The organism is Mycolicibacterium sediminis (assembly GCF_010731735.1).
GTDB classification, from domain to species: domain Bacteria; phylum Actinomycetota; class Actinomycetes; order Mycobacteriales; family Mycobacteriaceae; genus Mycobacterium; species Mycobacterium sediminis.
This window is the reverse complement of sequence record NZ_AP022588.1, coordinates 4,096,592-4,117,556: the sequence shown is the minus strand read 5'-3', so window position 1 is coordinate 4,117,556 and position 20,965 is coordinate 4,096,592. Positions and strand designations below refer to the sequence as shown.

The 20,965-nt window shown below is 70.1% G+C and carries 20 protein-coding genes and 1 tRNA gene; 9 read left to right on the top strand and 12 right to left on the bottom strand.

The features are described from left to right. Positions 1-69 precede the first annotated feature (69 nt). Complete coding sequence (locus tag G6N64_RS19700; RefSeq protein WP_163798983.1) at positions 70-1,167, top strand: Gfo/Idh/MocA family protein; 1,098 nt, start codon at positions 70-72, stop codon at positions 1,165-1,167. Positions 1,168-1,192: 25 nt separating this feature from the next. On the opposite strand, the gene G6N64_RS19695 is transcribed toward G6N64_RS19700, so the two are convergent. Next, positions 1,193-2,299 carry a hypothetical protein gene (locus G6N64_RS19695; protein WP_163798981.1) on the bottom strand — a complete coding sequence of 369 codons (1,107 nt, stop codon included), beginning with the start codon at positions 2,297-2,299 and terminating at the stop codon, positions 1,193-1,195. Then, positions 2,296-3,621, bottom strand: coding sequence for a hypothetical protein (locus G6N64_RS19690; protein WP_163798979.1), 1,326 nt, complete (start codon positions 3,619-3,621; stop codon positions 2,296-2,298). Before G6N64_RS19690 ends, G6N64_RS19695 begins: the two co-directional genes overlap by 4 nt. A gap of 68 nt (positions 3,622-3,689) precedes the next feature. On the opposite strand from G6N64_RS19690, the gene G6N64_RS19685 reads away from it, so the two are divergent. Then, complete coding sequence (locus G6N64_RS19685) at positions 3,690-4,334, top strand: hypothetical protein (protein ID WP_163798977.1); 645 nt, start codon at positions 3,690-3,692, stop codon at positions 4,332-4,334. Between the two features lie 3 nt (positions 4,335-4,337). On the opposite strand, the gene G6N64_RS19680 is transcribed toward G6N64_RS19685, so the two are convergent. The 3 genes from G6N64_RS19680 to G6N64_RS19675 form a co-directional block, all read right to left on the bottom strand. Continuing rightward, positions 4,338-5,642: a CHAT domain-containing protein gene (locus G6N64_RS19680; RefSeq protein WP_246230717.1), complete on the bottom strand. Its 1,305-nt coding sequence runs from the start codon at positions 5,640-5,642 to the stop codon at positions 4,338-4,340. Next, positions 5,633-7,369, bottom strand: coding sequence for a serine/threonine-protein kinase (locus G6N64_RS30290; protein ID WP_246230716.1), 1,737 nt, complete (start codon positions 7,367-7,369; stop codon positions 5,633-5,635). Before G6N64_RS30290 ends, G6N64_RS19680 begins: the two co-directional genes overlap by 10 nt. Before the next feature lie 107 nt (positions 7,370-7,476). Beyond that, positions 7,477-7,971 (bottom strand): lipoprotein LpqH, encoded by a 495-nt coding sequence (locus G6N64_RS19675; protein WP_163798973.1) that lies wholly within the window; start codon positions 7,969-7,971, stop codon positions 7,477-7,479. 106 nt (positions 7,972-8,077) lie between these two features. Here G6N64_RS19675 and G6N64_RS30285 point away from each other — a divergent pair, with 106 nt between their 5' ends. Both G6N64_RS30285 and G6N64_RS19665 read left to right on the top strand, forming a co-directional pair. Then, entirely contained in the window at positions 8,078-8,437 is a 360-nt protein-coding gene (locus G6N64_RS30285) for a PspA/IM30 family protein (RefSeq protein WP_174266847.1), read from the top strand. A 1-nt stretch (position 8,438) separates the two neighbouring features. Next, a complete protein-coding gene (locus G6N64_RS19665) occupies positions 8,439-9,620 on the top strand; it encodes a winged helix DNA-binding domain-containing protein (protein ID WP_163798972.1) in 1,182 nt (393 codons plus the stop codon). Here the strand turns inward: G6N64_RS19665 and uvrA are convergent. Beyond that, positions 9,617-12,520: an excinuclease ABC subunit UvrA gene (gene uvrA, locus G6N64_RS19660; protein ID WP_163798971.1), complete on the bottom strand. Its 2,904-nt coding sequence runs from the start codon at positions 12,518-12,520 to the stop codon at positions 9,617-9,619. The two genes, G6N64_RS19665 and uvrA, sit on opposite strands and share 4 nt — an antisense overlap. Positions 12,521-12,630: 110 nt before the next feature. Between uvrA and G6N64_RS19655 the strand changes: the two genes are divergently transcribed. Next, on the top strand, positions 12,631-13,308 hold the full coding sequence (locus G6N64_RS19655; protein ID WP_163798968.1) for an MBL fold metallo-hydrolase: 678 nt from the start codon (positions 12,631-12,633) through the stop codon (positions 13,306-13,308). 94 nt (positions 13,309-13,402) lie between these two features. Beyond that, positions 13,403-13,903, top strand: a complete 501-nt coding sequence (locus G6N64_RS19650; protein ID WP_163798966.1) for a DUF427 domain-containing protein — start codon at positions 13,403-13,405, stop codon at positions 13,901-13,903. 12 nt (positions 13,904-13,915) lie between these two features. Here the strand turns inward: G6N64_RS19650 and G6N64_RS19645 are convergent, their stop codons facing one another. The 4 genes from G6N64_RS19645 to G6N64_RS19630 all read right to left on the bottom strand — a co-directional run bounded on the left by G6N64_RS19645 (position 13,916) and on the right by G6N64_RS19630 (position 18,127). Next, positions 13,916-14,359: a universal stress protein gene (locus tag G6N64_RS19645; protein WP_163798964.1), complete on the bottom strand. Its 444-nt coding sequence runs from the start codon at positions 14,357-14,359 to the stop codon at positions 13,916-13,918. A gap of 270 nt (positions 14,360-14,629) precedes the next feature. After that, complete coding sequence (locus G6N64_RS19640) at positions 14,630-16,261, bottom strand: UbiD family decarboxylase (protein WP_163798962.1); 1,632 nt, start codon at positions 16,259-16,261, stop codon at positions 14,630-14,632. Between the two features lie 10 nt (positions 16,262-16,271). Next, complete coding sequence (locus G6N64_RS19635; protein WP_163798961.1) at positions 16,272-16,691, bottom strand: SRPBCC family protein; 420 nt, start codon at positions 16,689-16,691, stop codon at positions 16,272-16,274. A gap of 8 nt (positions 16,692-16,699) precedes the next feature. Next, positions 16,700-18,127, bottom strand: a complete 1,428-nt coding sequence (locus G6N64_RS19630) for a UbiD family decarboxylase (protein ID WP_163798959.1) — start codon at positions 18,125-18,127, stop codon at positions 16,700-16,702. Positions 18,128-18,227: 100 nt separating this feature from the next. Here G6N64_RS19630 and G6N64_RS19625 point away from each other — a divergent pair, with 100 nt between their 5' ends. Continuing rightward, a complete protein-coding gene (locus G6N64_RS19625) occupies positions 18,228-18,749 on the top strand; it encodes a TIGR02444 family protein (protein WP_163798957.1) in 522 nt (173 codons plus the stop codon). An 11-nt stretch (positions 18,750-18,760) separates the two neighbouring features. Further along, positions 18,761-19,330 (top strand): UbiX family flavin prenyltransferase, encoded by a 570-nt coding sequence (locus G6N64_RS19620; protein WP_246230715.1) that lies wholly within the window; start codon positions 18,761-18,763, stop codon positions 19,328-19,330. 12 nt (positions 19,331-19,342) lie between these two features. Here G6N64_RS19620 and G6N64_RS19615 read toward each other — a convergent pair whose 3' ends face one another. Beyond that, on the bottom strand, positions 19,343-20,203 hold the full coding sequence (locus G6N64_RS19615; RefSeq protein WP_246230714.1) for an acyl-CoA thioesterase: 861 nt from the start codon (positions 20,201-20,203) through the stop codon (positions 19,343-19,345). Positions 20,204-20,306: 103 nt separating this feature from the next. On the opposite strand from G6N64_RS19615, the gene G6N64_RS19610 reads away from it, so the two are divergent. Then, positions 20,307-20,789, top strand: a complete 483-nt coding sequence (locus G6N64_RS19610) for an Rv1352/Rv1906c domain-containing protein (RefSeq protein WP_163798950.1) — start codon at positions 20,307-20,309, stop codon at positions 20,787-20,789. Positions 20,790-20,846: 57 nt separating this feature from the next. Here the strand turns inward: G6N64_RS19610 and G6N64_RS19605 are convergent. Then, a tRNA-Cys gene (locus G6N64_RS19605) sits at positions 20,847-20,917 on the bottom strand. Positions 20,918-20,965: the final 48 nt, after the last annotated feature.

The window sequence follows — 20,965 nt, the reverse complement described above, 5'->3', positions numbered from 1 at the left end:
CGCCTTCACCATGGCGTAGGGGGCATACTGTGCTGCGACTCGACACGGTCGAAAGGTTCCCCACCGCACATGAGCACGGCGATCATCGGCACCGGCTTCATGGCTCGCGTACACGCCGAGGCACTGGCGCGCATCGGCGTCCCGGTGCTCGGCGTCGTCGGATCCTCACCGGAACGCGCAGCGGCGACGGGACTGGCGCCGGTCTACGAGAGCGTGGCCGAGGCGCTGGCCGACGACCGCGTCACCACCGTCCACGTCTGTTCACCGAACCACCTGCACTCCGAGCAGGCGCTGGCGGCGCTGCGGGCCTGCAAGCACGTCGTCTGCGAGAAGCCCCTGGCCATGACCTCCGAGCAGGCCCGCGAACTGCGCGACGTCGCAACGGGTTCGGGTCTCGTCCACGCCGTCTGCTTCATCAACCGCTTCTACCCGCTGTGCGGTGAGGCCGCGGCGCGGGTGGCGTCCGGCAGCGTCGGCTCGGTGCGCCTCGTCACCGGCGGCTACCTGCAGGACTGGCTGTCGAAGGACACCGACTGGAACTGGCGTCTCGAACCCGATCTGGGCGGTTCCCTGCGGGTGGTCGGCGACATCGGTTCGCACTGGCTGGATCTCGTCAGCTTCGTGACCGGCCACCGTGTCGAGGCCGTCATGGCGGACCTCACCACGCTCGTACCGGAACGCCGGCGTCCGCTCGGTTCGGTGGAGACGTTCGCCCGCTCGTCGGCCGAAGCCGAGCCGGTCGCGGTCACGACCGAGGACGTCGCCGGCATCCTGCTCAGATTCGAGGGCGGTGCCCGCGGCGTGCTCTCGCTGTCGCAGGTGTCGCCGGGCCGCAAGAACCACCTCAGCTTCGACGTGAGCGGCTCGGAGTCCTCACTCGGCTGGGGCACCGAAGACCCCGAACGGCTGTGGATCGGTAACCGCGACGGACCGAATCAGATCCAGTTCCGCGACGCCGGCGACGTCCCCGCGGGGCATGCCCAGGGATACCAGGACACGTTCAAGGCCCTGTTTCGCGCGGTATACGCCGCGATCGACTCCGGCGGGGCACCGGCGACACCGGACTACCCGACCTTCGACGACGGCCTCGAACAGGCGCTGGTCGCCGACGCCATCGACGACAGTGCGCGCCACGGCCGGTGGGCCACCGTGCGACGCGGCACGTGATCGCGGTCCGCGGCCGGACGGCGCCTCAGTAGTCCGACTCGGCGGCCAGAACCTCGGCGAGGAACGCGTCGGGCCCAGGACGGGCGAGCCGTGCGCGCGCGAGTTCGCGAACGCGGCTTCGGAGTTCGACCGCGGCGGCGGACGCCTCGACGCCGGCGCCGACGTCGACGCGGACCGACGTCCAGTCGTGATTCCAGGCCGAACCCTCCGCCACGGGCCCGCCCGCGTCGGTCAGGGCCATCCGGGCCACACCGTTCGCGTCGAGCGCGCCGTGTCCGGTGACGTCGCCCGCCCGCAGTCGGACGTCGATGCCGGTGGCGGGCAGCAGTCCCGCCATGGCCACCCGCACCGTCGCGACGGCGACACCGTCGGCCGCCTCGACCCGCCACTCGACGGTCTCCTCGGCGGCGTCGAACACGTTCGGCGGGACGGCGTCCCAGTTGACCGATGCCGCACCGCCGGCCACCGCCATCCGGGACGGCCCGCCGCCACCCGGCCCGGCGGCCAGGGCGTAGTCGGCGCGCCGGGCGGGCACGTCGTCGACCACGATGGGCGCCGCGTCCCAGACGCCCGCATCCTCGGCGAGTTCCCGGCACGCATCGATCAGTGCGATCACCCGGGGGTCACCGTCCTGCCGACGCGTCTCGAGCGCCGACCGACGCCCGACGAGGAGTTCGCCGACGTCGGCGTCCACCGCATCCTCGTCGAGGAACCCCTCGGCGGCCACCTGCGCGACCGCCAATTCGGCATCGAGCAGGGCGCCGTCGAGTTCGGCGATGCCGTCGCGGAGGCTGCTCGGCCACCACCTGCGCGCCCAGTGGCCGATCGCGATGCGCCGCAACGGAATCAACGGCGCCTCGTCGATCTCGACGCCCGGAACGTCGACCGCACCCTCGACCGGCCGGTCGGCCAGTGCGTTGACGAGGGCCGTGTGCCCCTCGACTCCCACGACGTGCCACAGCCAGTCCGCCGCGGCCACGTCCGTGAACGTGATGCGGGTGGCCGCGACGCCGCCGGGATCGTCCACGGTCCAGGCGAGCACCGCGCCCTGGACCTCGAGCACGGCGAGCGCGGGCGGCCCCGACACCGCGGGGCCCGTGCTCCACAACCCGCCGTCCGCCTCGAAATTCACCGCGCCACCTCGAGTTCCAGCATCGACTTGATCCTCTGCCGGTGATCCAGGCTGACCGACCGCGCCACGCCCTCGAGCAGCCCGCGTACGTCGTCGACGTCGTCGCACGGTTCCTGCCAGACGTCGCGGCCGTGCAGCCGGGCCCAGAGTCGCGCCACGTACGGTCGCGCGAACGCACCGAGATCGTCGATCACCTGCTGCTGTCGAGGGTGAATGGGCTCACCCGCCGCCAGGTATCGCCGGGCGTGGAGCACGTAGGCCTCCTTGCGCAGCCGGGCCTGGATCGTGCGGCTCAGCTCGAACCGCGGCACCGCGGACTCGTCGAGCGGTGCCAGGTCCACCGCGATCTCGATGCCTGCGACCAGCGCCGCCTGCTTGTCCTCCGCCATCAGCCCCCACGGCGCGCATGCCCGGTCGACCTCCTCGGCGCACAGCGACGGGATGTCGGGCAGTTCGTCGCGATCCAGCGCCCGGCGCAGTGTCCCCCGCACCCGTTCCACCACGCTGCGGTCCAGCGGCCGCGATCTCTCGGCGGCCGTCCACACCAGTGGCGGGCACTGCGGCTCGGTGGAACTCAGCCCTACCTCGGTGATCGACCACGGCAGCGCCCGGGGGTCCGTGCGTGCACGCGCCCCGAAGTCGAACGGCGTCGCGTCGGCGACCAGCGCCGTCCACACCCGCTGCCGGGCCATCCTGGCGCCGTGGCCGGCAGCCGCTCCGAGCACCGTCGTGAGCCCCGCGAGGAACGGTCCGGGGATGCCGTCGCCCGCCCGGACGTCGCCCCAGCCGAGGATCAGCTGCTGCTCGAGTCCGGCGATGACGCTCTCGTCGTCGACGTACCGGTTCAGCACCTCGATCGCCGTGCGGTCACGGTCCTCGTGAATCCCCCGGAGTACCGCTTCCGCGGCGTCGCGTGGCGAACCCTGCTGCGACGGCAGGCCTCTGGTGGTCGCGAGTTCGAAGCACACCGGGAAGTAGAGTTCCTGCGCGTTGCCACTGGTGATCTTCAGGCGGCGCCGCTCCGCCTTCAACAGCTCGAACCACGTTGCCGCACAACGAAGTCGAGGCGCGTTGTCGAGGATGACCTCCAGCGCCTCCGACGCCGTGGCCGCGTCGAGCAGCGGAGCGGAGAACTGCGGGTTCGACCGGAGCCGCAGCACGAGCGGATCCAGGATGCGCTTGATGGTCCGGCGCAGGGGGCCGCCGTCCGCCGCACTGAGGACCTCGACGCCCGGGCCGATGGCGCGCCACGCCTGATCGATCACCACACGCCGCGGCGTGGTGACGGCGGCGGCGGGTGCCGTGAGATGCCCGGTGCTCATCGGTCCACCATAGGGGTCGACGACGAAGTTGGGTTCGGTAGCGACGGGCCAGCGGGACCCTGGTGCCCGTGTCCAATGCGCTGCTCACCTCGTCGATCGTCGCCCTCCTCGCCGCCCTCGCCGTCGCCACCCTCCATCGGTGGCGGCCACCCTCCTCCGACGCCGGGCCGCGCGTCCGTCCCGACCGTCGTCCCGTGGTCGGCATCGGGACCGTCCGCTCGACCGCCGACCCCATCGTCGTCGAGGTCGAGAGCGTCTCGGGCCAGCGGTTCGTGGGGCGGCTGGCGCGCGGCGACGACGCCGTGACGGCCGCCCTTCGACCGGGCGTCGTCCTACTGGTGTCCTTCGATCCCTCTGCGCGCGAGCAGCTCTCGCTGCCCGACGACGTCGTCGCCGTCGGCGCGGCGTTCGACCGGGCTCCGGCCGATGCCGATGCTCCCGTCACCGACGGGCGCATCGACCTCGTCCGGGACGGCACCAGGGCGTCCGGCGTCATCACGGGCATGCGGGCGACGGGCGCCATCCGTGACGACCGCCGCGAGGTCGAACTCGACCTGATGGTCCGCCGACCCGGTGGTGGGCAGTTTCCGGTCCACGAGACCGCACTCGTCCCGTCGTCCGCACTCGGCAGGGTGACGCCCGGCAGCATCGTCGACGCCTACTACCGCAGTGACGACGAGACCGCGGTCGCGGTGTGCGTCCCACGCGGCTAGCGGTCAGCGCGCGCCGTCGACCGCGAAACTGACCATCGCCGCCCAGTACAGCGGGCTGGCAGTCGGATCGCCGCTGCGCCAGCGGTTCAGCTCGTCGCGCTGCCACCGATTGATCGCGCCGCCGGCCTCGACGTCCTGGTGTGCCCGGTCGATCGCGACGACGACGTCCGACATCGGGTCGGCGGCGGAGCCGGTGAACTGCCGGTACCCGGCCGTCGTCGGCAGCGACCACAGCGTCGCGGTGACGAGTTGCGCGCCGCCCAGCACCATGGCGGCGACCAGGCCGGTGGCCTCGTCGAACCGATAGTCCCCGCCAGAGGCGCACGCGAGCAGCGCCACCCGGGGAGGGATGGGCAGCGCCAGGGACATCACGTCCCCGGCGGTCAGCGGCTGCTCGTCGGCGAGATGCAGTGCGGACCGGTCCGCGCTTCCCGACTCGGCCGCGGTGGCGTGCCCGACGTAGAGCAGGCGGCCGGGTGGTGCGGCGAGCATCGCGGCCAACCACCGTCGGTCGACGTCGGTGCGCCGGAACAACTCCACCGCGCTGCCCACGTCGGGAAGGACCCGTCCGCGCGACATCGACTGTGAAAAGTGCTGCGCCACCGGGGTGTCCGGGTGCGGCCGGCCCAGGACCGAACCGAGTGAGGAGTCGGCACGTTGCCCCGGGACGCGCGGATCGAGGATGAGCAGGGGTGGCCGGTCGGCCGCCGCCGACCAGTCGCAGCGCGGTCGGGTTGCGTTCGCGATGTTGGCCGGCACCGACATCAACACGTCCACCAGGTCGAGCAGACGACGGCCGTCGGCGAGGTCGGACGGTTCGGCCTCGGGCCACGGTATCCGTGCCGCCGACGTGCCCTCGACGGTGACCGCTGCGACGCGGGCCCGCACCATCGAGTCCGCCTCGGGGCGCAGCAGCGGCCACGCGAGCAGACCCCACGGCACACGCGCCAGCCGGGCGCTCGGCGACACGAACACCACCGCACGCGGGTCTGGGGCGAACTCGGCCAGAAGGCGCCAGCACCCGTCGGACAGGAGCAGGACGCCGAGGCGGTAGGCGAGGACGTGCTCGGTCGAGCGCGTGGCGAGCGGGCCGCGAACGAGTGCCCGACGGAGTGCGTCGCCGACCGATTCCTCGGCAACCGGCTCGGGCAGCGCGTCGCGTAGTTCGGCGAGCGCGGCGAGCAGCAGCGGCTCCTCGATCACCCACGTGACGGTCCGGGACGGGTCGCCGACGACGCGCAGGCTGCCGTAGGTGGCGCGGCCGACGTCGGCCAGCCGCAGGACCAGGGTCGGGCGGCTCACGGCCACGTGGACCAGGCGGTCTCGTCGGTCGTGACGTGCTGGCCGTAGCGCTCCAGGGCGAGACGCCGGTAGCGGGCGAGCACCGGCGCTCCCGTCGGGTCCATCGCGAGCGGCGGGAGCGGACCGAGCCGGATCAGTGACGGGCCGGTGTCGACGGGCGGCCCCGACGCGACCAGCGCGAGTTCGTCGACGTCGCTGGGCGGCGCCGGCGCGGTGGTGACGCGCGACCACTCGGCGGCGTCGGACTGGCCGCGGTCGGCGCTGAAGGTCCCGCGCGCGCTGTGGTATTCGATCAGCTCCCCGGTGAGTTCGGTGTTCTCCCAGTCCCACGAGACGGCGAAGGCGCCCGCGAGCAGCGGCGCCGAGATGCCCTCCGCCCATCTCGCCCTGGCCTCCGGGTCGGAGATCGAGTAGCGCACGGAGTCGACGGCCAGAGCTGCCGGCAGCTTCAGATCGGCCGCCCGCGAGAGCTTCTCCATCGCCGACGCGAACGCCGGACCGTCGTGCTCGGTCCGGGTGGCGCCCAGCGAGGTGCGGTACCGGGCCTCCAGTGCGGCCCAGTCGTCGTCCGGGTCCCCCGCCCCGTCGAACCCGAGATCGGCGAGGGCGTCGGCGCGCCACACCGTGCCCAGGTGGTCGTCGAGCCGGGCATACGCGACCCAGCTGCTGCGCGGAGACTCGTCGAGACAGCCGCGCGCCTGCTCGACCATGTCCCGCGCGTCCCCGTACCGACCCCGGATGATCGCGATCCAGCTGCGCTGCAGCAGAATCCGGTGAATGTGCAGCGGCTTGCCCAGTTCGCGCCAGTGCCGCTCCGCGTGTTCCCAGCTCTCGTCGGCGGCCTGCAGCAGACCCGCGCCCATCCGGGTCAGTCCGAAGTAGAGCCAGCACCTCGACACGTCGTGGGCACGGGCGTAGGTGGCGATCGTGGGGTACGCCTCGTTGATCAGCCGCTCGGTGGCCATCTGATCGCCGCGGGCCCAGCAGGCGGTACCCCGTTCGAGACCGGTGCGAGCCGTGGCCAGATCCCAGTTCCTCGCCGCGGCCCGCGCCCCGGCACGCCGCAACCACGGCTCGGCGTCGTCGAGGCGTCCGGTCTCGATGCAGTACCTGGCGTAGCCGAGCGCCCCGACGACGAACAGGTTGTCCGATGCCTCACCGTCGTCGGCGCTCTCGTCGATCTGGTGAATGACGAACTGCCACAGCGTCACCGAGCGGACGTGCAGGTCGTCGTCGCACAGCGCCAGGGCACAGTTGATCCGCGCGTGCGTTCGCAACAGGCGGAATTCGTCGGCGAACTCGTCATCGCCGTCGCCGGACCCCATGCCGTCGAGTTCGGCCAACCCGATCGCCGCGGCCTCGTGGTCGCCGAGCGCCGCCGCCAGCCCGACGTCGAGGCACTGCGCCCGGCGGGTGTAGCGGCGCGTCATCCGACGGATGTCCGGCGTGGTCATCGTGCAGTGGTCGAGGACGTCGGCGGATGCCGTGCCCGCCAGGATCGACGCGTAGACGGCCAGGCACTCCCGGATGCGGCGGACGCCCTCGCGGGTGCCCTCGTAGGCCGTCCTGACCAGGTACAGCTCGCCGAGCTGCGCGAGCGTCTCGAGCATCAGATCGTCGCGGTCGACCTGCTCGATCCGGGGCATCAGCGACAGGAGGAGTTCCTTGGCCGCCGTCTCGTCGGCCGCCAGCGCGAGGTGGCGGGCCCGATCGAGGTCGTCGACGATCGACACCGCGCAAGCATAGTGCGCGGGCAGTTCACCGGAGGGCTGGTCAGCGCAGGTCGACGGCCGAAGGCGGCGGACGCGTCGAGCGCGTCCGCCGCCGATGTGACCGTCGGTCAGGAGCAGGTCACCTTGATCTCGAACTTCTTCGTCACCATCCCCGCCATCGGGTTGTTCATGTCGGCGCCCTGCGCGTCACCCGTGATGGTGTAGCTGTTCCCGTCGACCGAGACGCTTGCGCTGCCGGTCTTCATGCCGCCCATCTCGGACACCGCCAGGGCACTGCCGTCCACGACCAGCCCGAGCGACTCGACCTTCGGCGTGGCCGCGTCGGTCATCACCACGCCCAATCCCTGGGCGCCGCCGCCGATCGGCGCGCTCGCGATGTTGATCTTGCCGGCCTGCTTGACGCAGGTGACCGACTTGAGGTCGAGGCCGGCGAGGTTCTGGCCCTCGACCTTGACCTCGGTGCCACCGCTCGAGCTGCTGGTGCCGGTGCCCGCCGCGGCGGCGGGCGCCTCGCCCTTGTCGTCGGAGCACCCGACCAGTAGCAGCGCTGCTGCAATCAGGCCGATCGTCGCGGTGCCGATTCGCTGAGTGCTCGTGTTCATCTGACGCTCCTTCACAACACGTCGCCCCATTGGCGTCGTCGTGAAGCAAGTACACGAGCCCGGAATCGCTACCGATCCCAACAATCCGGCGCGGTACGGTGACCATGTGCCCGACACCGACCCCGTCGACCAGCCCGCCGACGAGCCGCACCTCGACGAGGTGCTGGACGCGGAAGTGGTGTCCGCAGACGAGGTCCACCCCGGCACCCCGACGGTCGACGTCACGGCCGGGCCCGTCGCCACGCCGCCCATGGACACCGGCTACACCGCCGCGGGTGTGCCGACGTTCGACTCCGTCCGCGAGAAGATCGAGGGCCGTTTCGGCACCGCGATGGGCGCCGCGGAACTGGCCGCCGAGACACCCGAGGGCCGCAGCGCCGACGAGCAGTACGAGGCCCGTCAGAAGGCTGCCGCCGACCGCTTGGCGCAGATCCGCGCGTCGATGAAGTCCGCCGACGACTCCTGAGGTGCGGCGCTTCACGACCGCCGAGAGGCGGGCCCGGCTCGGGCGACGGCATCTCCTGGCTTCGTCCGACCAGTCGGCAGAGTCGGCCGCAGACGTCGCGCGGCGCTTCGTCGGGCTGCACGCCACCGATCCGGCGACGCCGTACCTGAGCCTGTGGGCCAGGGTTCCCGACTTCGGCGTGACCGATCTGGACACCGCGCTCTACGAGGCGCGAACGGTGGTCAAGCATCTCGCCATGCGGCGGACGCTGTGGGTGGTCGACGTGACCGATCTTCCCGCCGTCCAGGCCGCCGCGAGCGATCGCGTCGCCGCCACCGAGCACAGGCGGCTCGTCGGCGATCTCGTCAAGGCCGGCATCGCCACCGACGGTGACGCCTGGCTGGAGGCCGCCGCCGCCGCGGTACTGGCTCACCTCGCCGAACACCGCCATGCGACGGCGCGCGAGCTGCGAGCCGCGCTCCCCGAGTTGGCGGGCACGTACGACCCGGCGCCCGGAAAGACCTGGGGCGGAATCGGTCCCGTGTCGCCACGGGTGATGACCGTGATGGGCGTGCGGGGCGACCTGGTCCGCGGACCGAACGAGGGAACGTGGACGACGTCGCGTCCTAGGTGGCTGACCACCTCGGAGTGGCTCGGCTCCCCCGGCGCGCCCGTTCCGCCCGCCGACGCGCGGGCCACGCTGATCACCCGGTGGCTGCGCACGTTCGGGCCGGCGACCAAACTCGACGTCAAGTGGTGGTTCGGTCACACGCTGACGTGGGCACGGGACGGTTTGCGGGACGTCGGCGCCGTCCCGGTCGAGCTGGAGGGCGTCGACGCGCCCGGATACGTGCTGCCCGACGACCTCGAGCCGGAGCCGGACACCGAACCGTGGGCGGCGCTGCTGCCCGGACTGGACGTCACGACGATGGGCTGGCAGGACCGGGGGTGGTACCTCGGGGAGCATCGCGATCGGGCGTTCGACCGCAACGGCAATGCCGGGCCGACGGCGTGGTGGAACGGACGCGTGGTCGGCGCGTGGGGTCAGGACGAGGACGGGCGCGTCGTCCTCGCACTCGCCGAGGACCTCGGCGACGAGCCGACCGCCGCGCTGAACCGCAGGGCCACCGCGTTGACGGAATGGCTTGCGGGCACGCGGATCAAGCCCCGCTTCCCGTCCCCCCTGACGCGGACGATCGGTTAGGCGCTGACCTTCACCTTGCGCGGCTTCTTGACCGGAGCCGCCGCGACGGGAAGCAACTCGGCGAGGTAGTGACCGGTGTAGCTGTCGGGGTTCGCCGCGATGTCCTCGGGCGTCCCGGTCGCCACGACGGTGCCGCCGCCCGAACCGCCCTCGGGGCCCATGTCCACGATCCAGTCCGAGGTCTTGATGACGTCGAGGTTGTGCTCGATGACGATGACGGTGTTGCCCTTGTCCACCAGACCGTTGATCACCTTGAGCAGCTTGCGGATGTCCTCGAAGTGCAGGCCGGTGGTCGGCTCGTCGAGGATGTACACGGTGCGTCCCATCGAGCGCTTCTGCAGTTCGGCGGCCAACTTCACGCGCTGGGCCTCGCCGCCGGACAGCGTCGGTGCCGGCTGCCCCAGACGGACGTAGCCGAGGCCGACGTCGACCAGGGTCTTGAGGTAGCGGTGGATCGACGAGATCGGCTCGAAGAAACCCGTCGCCTCCTCGATCGACATGTCCAGCACCTCGGCGATGGTCTTGCCCTTGTAGTGCACCTCGAGTGTCTCGCGGTTGTACCGGGCGCCGTGACACACCTCGCACGGCACGTACACGTCCGGCAGGAAGTTCATCTCGATCTTGAGAGTGCCGTCACCGGAACACGCCTCGCACCGGCCGCCCTTGACGTTGAACGAGAACCGGCCGGGCTGATAGCCGCGCACCTTCGCCTCGGTGGTCGCCGCGAACAACGTCCGGATCTTGTCGAACACTCCGGTGTAGGTGGCCGCATTCGAGCGGGGGGTTCGGCCGATCGGCGACTGGTCGACGCGCACCAGCTTGTCGAGCTGATCGAGCCCGTTGATCCTGGTGTGCCTGCCCGGCACCTGGCGGGCGCCGTTGAGCTTGTTCGCCATGACCGTCGCCAGGATGTCGTTGACCAGCGTCGACTTGCCCGACCCGGACACCCCGGTCACGGAGGTCAGTACGCCCAGCGGGAACGACACGTCGACGTCGTGCAGGTTGTGCTCGCGCGCCCCCACCACGGTGACCTGCCGCTTGCGGTCGATCGGTCGGCGGATCTCGGGGACCGCGATGCTCTCCCGGCCGGACAGATAGGCGCCGGTGATCGAGTCGCGATTCTTCAGCAGGTCCCGGTAGGTGCCGCTGTGCACGATGTTGCCGCCGTGCTCGCCCGCCGCCGGTCCGATGTCGACCACCCAGTCCGCGTGGGCGATGGTGTCGAGGTCGTGTTCGACGACGATCAGCGTGTTGCCGAGGTTGCGCAGGCGCACCAGCGTCTCGATGAGCCGCCGGTTGTCGCGCTGGTGCAGGCCGATCGACGGCTCGTCGAGGACGTAGAGCACGCCCACCAGGCCGGAACCGATCTGCGTCGCCAGCCGGATGCGCTGCGCCTCGCCGCCGGACAGCGTGCCGGCCGCGCGCGACAGCGAGAGGTAGTCGAGCCCGACGTCGAGCAGGAAGCCCAGACGTGACTGGACCTCCTTGAGCACCTGCCCGGCGATCGCGGTCTCGCGGCTCCCGAGCGTCAGCGCGTTCAGGAAGCGGGAGCAGTCGGCGATCGACAGCTCGCAGACCTGGGCGATGGACTTGGCGCCGAATTCGCCCGCCGTCAGCGACACCGCGAGGATCTCGGGCTTCAGTCGGGTGCCCTGACAGACGGGGCACGGGACGTCGCGCATGAAGCCCTCGTACCGTTCCTTCATCTGCTCGGACTCGGTCTGCTCCATGCGGCGCTGGAGGAACGCCATGACGCCCTCGAAGTCGGCGTAGTACGAGCGGGTCCGGCCGTACCGGTTCTTGTACCGGACGTGCACCTGCTCGTCGCAACCCTCGAGGATCGCCTTGCGCGCCTTGGCGGGAAGCTTGTTCCACGGCGTCTTCATGTCGAACCCGAGAGCATCCCCGAGGCCGGCCAGCATGCGGGTGAAGTACTCCGCGGACTGCCCCATCGACCAGGGGGCGATGGCGCCCTCGCCGAGCGTCAACTCCCCGTCCGGCACCACCAGTTCGGGGTCGACCTCCTTGCGGATGCCCAGGCCGGTGCATTCGGGACAGGCGCCGTAGGGCGAGTTGAACGAGAACGAGCGGGGCTCGAGGTCGTCGACCGCGAGCGGATGGCCGTTCGGGCACGCCAGCTTCTCGGAGAACCGCTGCTCACGCTGCGGGGTGTCCTCCTCCTGGTCGACGAACTCCAGGACGACGATGCCGTCGGCGAGCCCGAGGGCCGTCTCGACGGAGTCGGTGAGGCGCTGCTTGGACGAGGCCTTCACGGTGAGGCGGTCGACCACCACCTCGATGTCGTGCTTCTCCTGCTTCTTCAGCTTCGGCGGGTCGGTCAGGGGATGCACGACGCCGTCGACCCGCACGCGGCTGTAGCCCTGGGTGTTGAGCTTGTCGAACAGGTCGACGAACTCGCCCTTGCGGGTGCGGACGACGGGCGCGAGCACCTGGAACCGGGTGCCCTCCTCCATCGCGAGGACCTGGTCGACGATCTGCTGCGGCGTCTGCCGCGCGATCCGCTCGCCGCAGAACGGGCAGTGCGGGGTGCCCGCGCGGGCGTAGAGCAGGCGCAGGTAGTCGTAGACCTCGGTGATGGTGCCGACGGTCGAGCGCGGGTTGCGGTTGGTGGACTTCTGGTCGATCGACACCGCGGGCGACAGGCCCTCGATGAAGTCGACGTCGGGCTTGTCCATCTGGCCGAGGAACTGCCGGGCGTAGGCCGACAGCGACTCCACGTAGCGGCGCTGACCCTCGGCGAAGATGGTGTCGAATGCCAGCGATGACTTGCCCGATCCGGACAGGCCGGTGAAGACGATCATCGCGTCCCGCGGCAGGTCCAGGTCGATTCCACGCAGGTTGTGCTCGCGTGCACCCTTGACGATCAGGCGGTCGGCCAACTGATGATTCTCCTGATTCTCATGACGTCCCGCACGGCCAGAAAGCTGTCCGCGCACATGCTATGTCCACCCACCGACACGTCCCGGTCGAGCCCGCTACCGTGGCGGACATGACTGCCGTCACCGACGACTACACCGGACACGTCGATCCCGGAACCGCTGCCCGTCGCACGCTGCCCGGCGCCACCATCGTCAAGACGTCGGTGGGCCAGATGGACAACAACTCCTACCTGGTCATGTGTTCCCAGACCGGCGAGTCGCTACTCATCGACGCGGCCAACGATGCGCCCGTCCTCCTCGACCTCATCGAACGGTACGCGCCCCGGCTCGCCCTCATCGTGACGAGTCACCAGCACCCCGACCACTGGGTCGCCCTCGACGACGTGGTCGCCAAGACCGGGGCGCCGACCGCCGCCCACGCGCTCGATGCCGAACCGCTGCCCGTGACGCCCGACCGCACCCTGGCCGACGGCGACACCGTCGAGATCGGCGATCTCCGCCTCGACGTCATCCACCTTCGGGGGCACACCGAGGGTTCGGTCGCGCTGGCACTGACCGGGCCGGCCACCGACGGCGCCGTCCACCTGTTCACCGGCGACTGCCTCTTCCCCGGGGGCGTCGGCAAGACCTGGCGCGACGGGGACTTCGAGCGTCTGCTGGACGACGTCACCGCCAAGGTGTTCGACGTCTATCCCGACTCGACGGTCGTGTACCCGGGCCACGGTGACGACACCACGCTCGGCGCCGAACGGCCGCACCTCGCCGAGTGGCGCGAGCGGGGCTGGTGAGCATGGACCGGGCGACGAGTGGGACGCTGACGACCACGAGCGCCGCCAGGCGTCGTGGGATTCACACTGGAGCGATGACGATGCGCGGTGCGGTATGAGCCCCTGGCCGACTCCCGACAAGCCCGGCCCCGGACAGGAGTCGGTGTGGGACTATCCCCGGCCGCCACGGCTGGAGGAGTTCCGCGGCTCGATCACGATCGACCTCGGCGGCGAGACGATCGCCTCGACCGACCACGGCTGGCGGGTGCTCGAGACCAGCCACCCCCCGACGTACTACGTGCCGTCGTCGGCGTTCCGTCCGGGCGTGCTGCGGGACGCCGACGGCTCGTCGTGGTGTGAGTGGAAGGGCCAGGCCAGCTACTACGACCTGGTCACCGACCGCCGGACCGCGCAGCGAGCGGCCTGGACCTATCACTCACCGACGCGAGGTTTCACGCCCATCGCGGGTGCGATCGCCGTGATGGCGGCGCAGACGGACGGGTGCACCGTGAACGGCGAACGGGTCCAGCCCCAGCCGGGCGGGTTCTACGGCGGCTGGGTGACGAGCTGGGTCACCGGCCCGTTCAAGGGCATCCCGGGCTCGATGGGCTGGTAACCCGGCTCGGGACTACGACGTGTGGACGATGAGCACGTCGGTCTTGGACCGGCGAGCCACGTTGGCGGGAACCGAACCGAGCAGGCGTCCGGCGATCGTGCTCAGGCCGACGTTGCCGACGACCAGCAGATCGGCCTTGACCTCTCCGGCGAGTTCGACCAGGGCGTCGACGGGAGCACCGACGATGGCCCGCTCCTCGACGTTCTCGGCGCCGGCCGCGTGTGCGCGGTCCCGGGCCTCACGGAGGATGGCGTAGATCGGCGCGTTGCCGGACATCTTGTAGCCCTCGTCCTTGAGGACGTCGGCCGCCCGCTGATCTTCGCTCTGCGGGAAGTAGGCGGTGGTGACGATCAGCTTGGCGCCGGAACCCGCGGCGATGGAGCCCGCGCGGTCCACTGCGCGCAGCGACGAATCCGAGCCGTCCGTTCCGACAACCACGGTGGTGTAGCCGCTCATGCATGCCCTCCAAGTATCGATTCCAACGCCATCCGAGACCCTAACCCGTTACCCACTGGACGCGGGCTGATTCGCCCGGATGGCGGGCGTTCTACCGGCACTGATGGTAACCGGCACGCAGGCCGGACTCGCTCGTTGGTGACGAACGGTACCCGTGTCGGGTGGCTCGACCGACGTCGCAGCACCAGGGCGGACGTGACCTGGGCCATCCGTCGTAACCGCCCGCCAGGAATCATCGTGGCCGTCAACGAGATTCGATGGGCAACGTCGTCACTCGCGGTGACGGGGGTCGAAGTTGTGCGGCTCGGTGTCGGCCACCTCCACCGCAAAGTCGGTGTCGGAGAACGTATAGCGGTACCACGGCTCGTCGTCGCAACGGCCGAGCTGGTGGCGCAGATTGCTGAACGCTCCGTACACCGTGCGATACGACTGCCCGTTGAACCGCTGCAGGATCTCCTTCCACGTCCTGGGTGCGGCCCGGATGAAGTCCGCCATGTCCGCGGTCAATTCGTCCTCCGACATCACCACGACGTCGGACGGCGGGTCCCCCAGTTCGAAGACCGTGCTCCGGTCGAAGTGGGACCGGACGAACTTCGGACTGATGGGGATGGTGCAGTCGAGCCCGATCTTCGACGCGGTGCCCGGTGGCGCGTCCTCGGCGATCATCGGGTCGACGGTCATCGTGTTCCCGTTCGGAATGGTGACCGTGTCCAGGTGCGGCATGTAGCGGAACGCCATCGCGAACTGGACCGCGTTGTCGTCCCAGATGTCGACGTCCTCGTCGAACACCATGGCGATCTTCGGCAGCCCCTGCTTGGAACACGTCAGCATCACGCCGAGGGCCTGCTTCGAGTCTCCAGCTCCGCGGGGCTTGATCTTGGCGTAGGCGATGTTCGACAGCCCGCCCAGCGGCGCCCGCACCTCCTTCACGTCGATCCCCGCCATCGCCAGCCCGCCGTAGAGGTCGGACTCGATCATCGGCAGCTGAAGCATGTTGTCCGTGTACCAGGGGTGGGTGCCGCCGATCGTGGCGTGCTGGAATATGCCGCCCTTGCGGAACGTCATGGCCGTCACCACCGCACGGAAGTTGGCCTTGATGCCTCCGCCGTACATCCCGGTGAACTCCCCGTAGGGGCCCTCGTCGTGGGTCAGCCCCTCGGTCGCCATGAGCACGCACTCGATCACGATCTCGGCGTTCGCGGGCACGAGGAGGTCGATGGTCTCGCACTTCACCAGTCGAGCGGGGTGCCCGTAGAAGTTGCCGAGCACCTCGAAGTCGTCGGTGCCGGGCGGGACGCCGGTCAGCGCGGCGACCTTGTCCACCAGGGGTCCGCCGAGGACGATGGCGAGTTCCAGGTCCTGCCCCTTGGCCTGTGCCGCTTGCGCATTGAGACGTGCGCGGTGCGACGTGCACGTCATGTCGAACATCTTCTCGTTCTTCGTCCGGAACATGCTGCGGTAGATGCCCCAGTCGTAGACGCCGGTGTCGGGGTGCTTGGTGACCACCAGGTTGTCGTTGGTGTAGGCGTGCCCGTCCCGGTCGTGGTGCAGGAAGAGCGGCAGCCGGGTCAGGTCGACGTCGTCGCCAGTGAGGATCACCTCCTTGCACGGCGCGGTGTCGACCACCTCGGGCTTGATGCGGCCCTTCCCGAGTTCGACCATGCGACGCCCGGTCTCGCTCTTGTCGCAGCCGAGTGCCCAGGCGGTCTGGTCCTGGTTCGAGTAGGCGTTGGCCAGGAACTGGAATTCACAGTCGGTGACCTTCTCGACCAGCACCGCGGTGAGGGGGTGCGCCTCCATCACCGCGGGCAGTTCGTCGACCCGCTTCTCCTCTTTGACGCGGACCAGCAGGCCTGCCTTCTCCATGTCGTCGACGAAGTCGCTCAGACTCTGCTGGGGCATGGTGCGCCTCTCATTCGAAAGCGGTTGCCGGCTGGCCGGTTTCGACGTAGTCGCGCAGATGGTGCAGGAGTACGCCCCACGTCGTGTTGCACTTGCGGAAGTTCCCGTGCGTGCCGGGCCAGCCGCCGTGCCGAAGCTCGACGAGGGTGCGGCCCTCGGTGGGTGCGACGGTGAACGTCGCCGTGGTGCCGACCGAATCACCGGGGCCGCGGGTGCACCGCCACTCGACCTGGGTGGTCGGGTCGGATGTGACGACCTCCCAGCCGAATTCGGGGTGTCCGGAGTAGGCGAACACCCACTCGCTGCCCACCTCGCCGGTGCCCGTCGTGTTGGGGGTGTGCCACCCCTTCACCCCGTCCAGGGTGCTCAGCGCGGCGAACACCTCCTCGGGCGAAGCGGAGACCTTGATCTCGTGGTCGATCTCGGGCATGTCGGCTCCTAGCGGTCGTCGAGTTCTGGAAAGTCGTAGTCCCGCCAGCCGGGAACGTCGGCGACCTCGACGAACTCCAGCCCGTGCTCGGCGACCGAGGGTCCGCACGCGTCACCGGCCACCTTGATCACGGTGCCGTACGGGTAGGTGGCATCGATGCCCAGCGCCGAGCCGGTCCGCCGATCCAGCGGGATCGACTCGTCGATCGACGGATCGAGGGGGCCGGCGCCGAGCCCGTCGACGAGGATCACGTCCCGCGCGGGCTGGCTGCGGAACGACACCGCCCACTCGACCTGCTCCGAATCCTGGACGTCGATGTCCGGGTCCACGACGATCACGGTCTTCGGTCGCACGTTGGTGCCCATCGCCGCGAGGATCGCCGCACGGGCCTCCCCCGCGTACCGGGGGCGCATCGCGATCACGACGTAGAACGACACCCCGCCGGACTGCGGGATGGCGACCCTCTCGATGGTCGGGAACTGCAGGCGCATCATCTGCAGGAACGACGCCTCGAACGCCAACTGCTTGAGCGTGTGGTTCTCGGTGGGCGGGACACCGGTGAGCAGCGCCTGGAAGTAGGCGCCGTTGCGGTGGGTGAGCGCCGTGGGCCGCGCAATGGGCTTCATCGATGCAGGCGTGTAGTACCCGGTGTACTCGCCCAGCGGACCCTCCATCACCGTCGTGCCGAAGTCCACCTCGAACTCGATGACGAACTCGGCATGCGCGGGGACCTCGAGGTCGATCGTCCGGCACTTCACCAACTCGACCGCGGACCCGCGGAGCCCACCGGCCACCTCGAAGTCGTCGGTGTCGTCGGGCACCTGGATCGGACCGGTGTAGGCGAGCATGGGATCGACGCCGATGACCAGCGCCGCCCGAAACGTCTTGTCCCCCCGCGCGACCGCCTTGGCCATGTTCTTCCCGAACCGGTGGAAGGGCTGCGCCATGAACGACAGCGTGTGCGCGTCGATGATCTCGAAGCGGTAGTGGCCGAGGTCGGGGACACCCGTCAGCGGATCACGGCTGACTACGATCCCCGGCGTGATGTACGGCCCGCCGTCGTCGGGGCTGTACCTCGGCACCGGCAGCGTCGTGAGGTCGATGTCGTCGCCCAGGACGACGTTCTCGTGCACCGGTGCGTCGGTGATCACGACGGGCGCGATCCGACGGCTCAGCCCGTCGAGGATGCGCTGCATGACGCCCGCCTCGTCGCTCTCGTAGGCGATGAGCGCCTTGGCGCGCGAGTTGTAGACGCCTCCCACCAACGGGAATTCGGTGCCGTTGTCGGTGAACACGACCGCCGGGCCGGCGACCGACGCGCTCTTGCGCATCGCCTTGGCCACGTCCAGTTCCAGCGCGACGGGGCGGTCGACGTCGATCAGTTCGCCCTGGGCCCGCAGCTCGTCGAGAAACTCGCGGAAATCCTGGAACGCCATGGTGGGATGCCCCATACTCTCTGCGTGAAGGTGGCGAGTGACTACAAGATGTACCGTGCCAAGATCACGGTGGCAAGGGGTGGCACCCGCCACGTGCCCCGTGAGCGATGACGTCGGATTCACCCGCTTCGTCCTCGACCTCTACGGCGCTCCGGGAGTCTCGTCGGCGTGCGTGCTGCTGCAGGACCGGTGCGCCGTCGACGTGAATGTCGTTCTCTTGGCAGCCTTCGTCGGCGTTCACGGAGGGCGCGTCCCGACCCAGGCCGAACTCGACGACGCGGCCGCCGACGTCAAACCCTGGCAGGACGAGGTGGTCGTGCCGCTGCGACGGGTGCGCCGCCGGCTGACCGGCGGGCCCGACCACCCGCCCAGCGCCGCGTTGCGCGCCCGCATCAAGGACGTCGAACTGGAGGCGGAGATGATCGAACTCGAGCGGCTGGGGGTCATCGCCGAGGGCCTGACCGCCGTCGTCGACTCCCCTGCCGGCACGACGGCGTCCGAGCGGGTCACCGCCGCCATCGTGCGGGTACTCGGCACGTCGGACCCGTTGGCCGACGAGCAGGCGGCGGTCGACGTGATCGCCCGCGCGGCAGCGGCACTCGGTGACGGAGCGTCGCGGTGAGGCGCGTCATCGTGGGTATCACGGGAGCGTCGGGCGCGATCTACGGCATCCGCACCCTCGAGCTGCTCAAGAAGCTCGACGACGTCGAGACCCATGCCATCGTCACCCCGTCGGCACAGCGGACGATCGCCCACGAGACCGACTACCGCCCCGACGACATCCGCGACCTCGCCGACCACCTCCATCACCCGCGGGACATCGGGGCCGCGGTGTCGTCGGGATCGTTCGTGACCGCGGGCATGCTGGTGGCACCCTGCTCGGTGAAGACGCTCAGCGGGATCGCGAACAGCTACGGCGACGAACTGGTGGTCCGTGCCGCCGACGTCTGCCTCAAGGAGCGCCGACGGGTCGTTCTCCTGTTGCGCGAGACGCCGTTTCACGCCGGACACATCGATCTGATGGCGCGGGCGACGGCCAACGGCGCCATCGTCATGCCGCCTGTCCCCGCCTTCTATGCCATGCCGACGTCGATCGAGGACATCGTCGACCAGACGGTGAGCCGTGCCCTGGAACTCCTCGACGTCGTCGTGCCTGGCATCAAGCGCTGGGACGGCAGATCCGTGCTGCCCGACGACGGCTAGCGCCGCCCAGCGTCACCCGCGGCCGAAGTACAACTCCTGGGTCGCGATGCACACCAGCTGGCCCGAGCGGTTGTACATGGTGGACGTGGCGAGTCCCCTACCGTCGATCCCGCTCGGCGAGTATTGATCCGACAGCACCCAGTCGGAGAGGTCGACGGGCCGGTGGAACCACAGCGCGTGGTCGATCAGCGCGTTGAAGGTGCTGACCGCCGTCGCCCGGCGCATGACGAGCGCCGTCTCGAGCATCGTCGTGCCCGACAGGTAGGTCAGCAGGGAGCTGTGCAGAACGGGGTCGGCGGCCACCGAGTCGACCGGCTTCCACCACATTCGGATCCGTGGCGACGGTTCGGGGAAGTCGAGCGCGAGCCGCGGCGGAGGATCGACGTAGCGGAGATCGAACGGCTTCGGCTGCACCCAGTAGCCGCCCAGCTCGTCCGAGTAGCTGCCCAGCTGATCCTGCACGGGCGGTAGGGCCTCCGGGTCGGGAACCGTGGGCATCGGGCTCTGGTGCTCGCCGCCACCGACCGCGGTACTGAACGAGACGAGTGCCTCGAGCAGCACCTCGCCGTCCTGGCTCGCCGTGATCTTGCGGGTGGACAGCGTCCCGCCGTCGCGGGATCGGACGACGTGGAAGTCGACCGGACGGCGGGCGTCGCCGGCGCGCAGGTAGTAGACGTGCAGGCTGTGCGGCAGCCGGCCCGGCGTGGTCTTGCCGGCCGCCATCAGCGCCTGGCCGGCGATGTGCCCGCCGACGATGTGGTGGGCCGGGTTGTCCATCTGCGCGGCCGTGAAGTGTTCGTCACCGATCTGCCGGACCTGCAGTGTGGTGATCACGTCGGCCAGCGATGGCCATGAGTAGGTCACGGCGGGCATCATGCCGCACCCGGACCCCGCCGCGGTCGCACGGCCCCCCGATGAGCAAGCTCACGGCGAACGCCGGTTCGCTTTGGTGGTTAGGCCAGCTAAGCTGGGCGGCATGTCGTCCATGAAGGCAGCGGTCGCCGGTGCGCTGGCAGTCGCCGGTCTGTGGGCGGGTGCCGCGGTCGCCAACGCCGAGCCGACACCCGCTCCCACTCCGCCTCCCGCGCCCAAGACGACGATCGACGGCGACGGCACCTACACGGTGGGCGTCGACATCGCACCGGGCGTGTACAAGTCGGCGGGCCCACTCGACGGCAGCGCCTGCTACTGGAAGCGCCTCAACGGCGACACGATGGTCGACAACGGGCTGACCAAGAAGTCACCGGTGGTCACCATCGACCCCACCGACACGACGTTCCGCACCAGTGACTGCCAGTCCTGGGAGATGACCGACTGCTCGCAGGTCGACTGCAAGGGTCCCAGCGGACTCCCGCCGGGCGCCCTGGGTCCGCTGCTGAGCATCCTCGGCGGCCAGATCAACCCGGGCGCCACCGCGCCGGGACCGCCGCCGTCCGCGGCTCCCGCGCCCGCCGGCTAGACCCCCCACGACGCAGGATGGGCACCGCCGAAACGGTGCCCATCTACGCGCGATGCGAGCGAGTGACGGGATTCGAACCCGTGTGAACGGCTTTGCAGGCCGGTGCCTAGCCACTCGGCCACACCCGCATCGACCTGAACGATGCCACCCCCCGCTCCGATCAGCCAGCCTTTCGC

Coding starts and splice junctions, on each gene's coding strand:
- G6N64_RS19650 (WP_163798966.1), top strand. CDS start 13,403: ATGAGCCCCTGGCCGACTCCCGACAAGCCCGGCCCCGGACAGGAGTCG.
- G6N64_RS19630 (WP_163798959.1), bottom strand. CDS start 18,127: ATGGCGTTCCAGGATTTCCGCGAGTTTCTCGACGAGCTGCGGGCCCAG.
- G6N64_RS19640 (WP_163798962.1), bottom strand. CDS start 16,261: ATGCCCCAGCAGAGTCTGAGCGACTTCGTCGACGACATGGAGAAGGCA.
- G6N64_RS19700 (WP_163798983.1), top strand. CDS start 70: ATGAGCACGGCGATCATCGGCACCGGCTTCATGGCTCGCGTACACGCC.
- G6N64_RS19645 (WP_163798964.1), bottom strand. CDS start 14,359: ATGAGCGGCTACACCACCGTGGTTGTCGGAACGGACGGCTCGGATTCG.
- G6N64_RS19675 (WP_163798973.1), bottom strand. CDS start 7,971: ATGAACACGAGCACTCAGCGAATCGGCACCGCGACGATCGGCCTGATT.
- G6N64_RS19615 (WP_246230714.1), bottom strand. CDS start 20,203: ATGCCCGCCGTGACCTACTCATGGCCATCGCTGGCCGACGTGATCACC.
- G6N64_RS19610 (WP_163798950.1), top strand. CDS start 20,307: ATGTCGTCCATGAAGGCAGCGGTCGCCGGTGCGCTGGCAGTCGCCGGT.
- G6N64_RS19635 (WP_163798961.1), bottom strand. CDS start 16,691: ATGCCCGAGATCGACCACGAGATCAAGGTCTCCGCTTCGCCCGAGGAG.
- G6N64_RS19655 (WP_163798968.1), top strand. CDS start 12,631: ATGACTGCCGTCACCGACGACTACACCGGACACGTCGATCCCGGAACC.
- G6N64_RS19690 (WP_163798979.1), bottom strand. CDS start 3,621: ATGAGCACCGGGCATCTCACGGCACCCGCCGCCGCCGTCACCACGCCG.